At 41.7% G+C, this 2,842-nt stretch carries 3 protein-coding genes and 1 pseudogene; all 4 read right to left on the minus strand.

Going from position 1 to position 2,842, the window contains the following annotated elements; genetic code table 11:
- Window positions 1-289: 289 nt before the first annotated feature.
- On the minus strand, window positions 290-784 hold the full coding sequence (locus L4D78_RS28105; RefSeq protein ID WP_428469976.1) for a hypothetical protein: 495 nt from the start codon (window positions 782-784) through the stop codon (window positions 290-292).
- 160 nt (window positions 785-944) lie between these two features.
- Window positions 945-1,385, minus strand: a complete 441-nt coding sequence (locus tag L4D78_RS28110) for a GNAT family N-acetyltransferase (RefSeq protein WP_428469977.1) — start codon at window positions 1,383-1,385, stop codon at window positions 945-947.
- Between the two features lie 132 nt (window positions 1,386-1,517).
- Window positions 1,518-1,942 (minus strand): annotated as a pseudogene (locus L4D78_RS28115) (bifunctional diaminohydroxyphosphoribosylaminopyrimidine deaminase/5-amino-6-(5-phosphoribosylamino)uracil reductase RibD).
- 437 nt (window positions 1,943-2,379) lie between these two features.
- Complete coding sequence (locus L4D78_RS28120; RefSeq protein WP_428460778.1) at window positions 2,380-2,619, minus strand: hypothetical protein; 240 nt, start codon at window positions 2,617-2,619, stop codon at window positions 2,380-2,382.
- Window positions 2,620-2,842 lie beyond the last annotated feature (223 nt).

A 2,842-nucleotide genomic window follows, 5' to 3' on the forward strand; every position in this document is an offset into this window, starting at 1 on the left:
GAGCCTGAAACTAACTGGTACGAATTTCGTAACCATCACTCTTTGAATAGCGCCAACTGTGGGTTAACCGATAAATGTCTAGCGACCCTGTTTCACCGCAATGGAAGGCAACTAAACAGGCAGCAGTTGAGACTGCGTAAGAGATCCTCAATATGTGTTTGCCGCAAGCATGACTTGAACGGCTACTCTGACTAACGAAGAGAACGCGCTTGTTAATCGACTTTCAGTCGACCGCTAACGCGGCCGATAGGATCCGCTTTACCGCTTGACGTCCGAAGGCTCATATGTGTTATGTGCGACATAGCATTGGCCAACCGAAGTTAAGTCGCCATGTGCGCTCTAAATCTAGTTTTAAATCTGAAAATTCGCTATCTATGCCATATATAGTATTTTTGCTATCACACACAATGAACTTAACTCTAAAATCGTTTTCTTCAAAACAACGAGTTAACGCTAATTTTCCTGTTCCACCGGGAGTATTCGTAAAACCAGCAGACATACGTTTTTTTAGTTCAGTACCTTTCCCATTATAAATACACCAATAATCTTCTTTGCCTTGCTTGATAATCCACTCTAAATCTTTATGAAGACGGCTTATTAGAGATAAATCAATATGAACCGAGTTTGTAGGTGTAGGTGCTTCAAGAAAACGCTCAATTGGCAATTTTGTGTAAATCCAGTAAAAGCCTGCTGCTTTACTTGATATTTCGTCTTTAGCCTCTTTTAATGTGTAGTATCTCTGTTTATTCAACAGCTCATTAATTTCGATTACTTTATCTAACACAATACTTCCTATTATATATTGGCTCTTGAACAACAAGTGACTGCACTAGCACATAACGCCCTTGTGAAGTTGCCCGCCCCTAACCCAAATAGTACACCGTAATCACAAAGCTAATTCAGACTAAAAATTCCGCGTGTTAAGGGTCAACTTACACAGTTTGTTATAAGGCGAGGTTAAGGGACAAAGAAACAAAGTCCTCTTCATTTTCCACCACTTCATAACCTAACCGCTCATAAAAGCTAAGTACCACTGTATTTCTTGAAAAGCTTGATAATGTTATGCGTTTACACTTCTCATCCAACGCTTGATTGTGCACTTTAACCATTGCCGTCTTACCATACCTTTGTTGACGGTATTCAGGAAACACTAACAGTAGATGTATGTGATAGGCGTCATCGTAAGGCCTAAAACAGACAAGACCGACTCTTACGTCATTCGAAAATATCCAATGAAACCACTTAAGTCTATATTCACTTTCTAAGCGTTGACGTTGGAAGTCATCCTCCCAGCCAAAAACACTGTCAATGTGCTCAAAAAGCCCTTGCTTAACAACAGCAAAAACCTCAAAAAACTCACCGTTTTGAACTGGTACGAATTTCATTTTGTTTAGCCTTATAACGCCCTTGTGAAGGTGCCCGCCCCTAAACTCAAGCATTACACCGTAATCACAAAAGCCAATTCATACTGAAAATGCCACGTGTTAAGGGTCAACTTACACAGCTTGTTATATACCTTACGACTTACCTAAGTATGGAGCTAGAATACTACTGACTTGCTCGCGACAAAGGCCGATTTCAACACTAATACCAGCCTGCTTTAAGATTTCGATTCCTCGACCACTATTACGTGGATCAGGGTCGAGAATAGAGACCACCACACGCTTAATGCCAGAGCTTACCAATATACTTGCACAAGCAGGTGTTCGYCCAACAAACGAGCAAGGCTCTAGTGTTACATATRCTGTTACACCATCCATTGAACCTGAATACGCCTTGAGAGCTTGAACTTCAGCAGATTACCACCTATAGCCTGTGTAAACCCCTCTGAAACGATTGAGTCATCTTTAACCAATACGCAACCAATTGGAGGGTTAGGAATACACTTAGGCAATGCTTGCTTTGATATTTCTAATGCTCTAAGCATGAACTTTTCAGACATTTATTTCGTATTCCTTTTATCGGGATATAACGCTGAGCTAAGCAGCACACCCACTTAACCTGCCAAACCCACCGCTCTCCATACCAAAAATGCCGTGTGTAATGTGTCTGCTTGAGCGTTTTGTTATGGCTAAACCCTTAGGATTAGCCAGCAACTTTCACTTCAATAACAACACAATACTGACTCAATTTTGGCGAAGCACCAGATAGAACTAAAAGTGAACGGCCATGGATACAACAACTTAGTAAACGATAAGCTCATCACCATCCGACACCTAACTATTGTTGCGGCACGCAAACCTGAAAACAACAATGCTGACGTTCAAAAAGAACCTTATGACCACCCAACCTTGAACCGCAGCCAGCGTAGAAACCAACAACATATGATGACAAATTGCGGCTAGCGAAATTTGAACAAATATAGCCAGCGAATAAAAGCTAACTTATGGCTACCAAGTCGATAACCGCAACGTTCGATAAAACAACCACAACAAAATACCCTGCCGTTGCGACTAAAGAACTCGCTACATTTAACCATAATTGGCAATGAATTTGATGAGTGCTGAACTGCAAACCGCAATAATCCACGAACGATTTTAGCGGCATTTCACCGTATAACTGATGACCAACAACCATCGAAAAACTGGATGACTTTGATGAAGGTAGAGATAAAGCCATAACGCCCTTGTGAAGTTGCCCGCCCCGAAGCCCAAACATTACACCGTAACCACAAAGCTAATTCATACTRAAAATGCCACGTGTAAAGGGTCAACTTGCACAGTTTGTTATATGAAAACTGAACATAAAGCGGCTTGGCCGCCCCACCGAGACAGCAGGTGAACAACCCCAAACTCACAATGCTGACTGTAACCCCGAGCACCACACTACCACCAACTGAAAT

It is taken from the genome of Photobacterium minamisatsumaniensis (assembly GCF_050336695.1).
In the GTDB taxonomy this organism is placed as follows: domain Bacteria; phylum Pseudomonadota; class Gammaproteobacteria; order Enterobacterales; family Vibrionaceae; genus Photobacterium; species Photobacterium minamisatsumaniensis.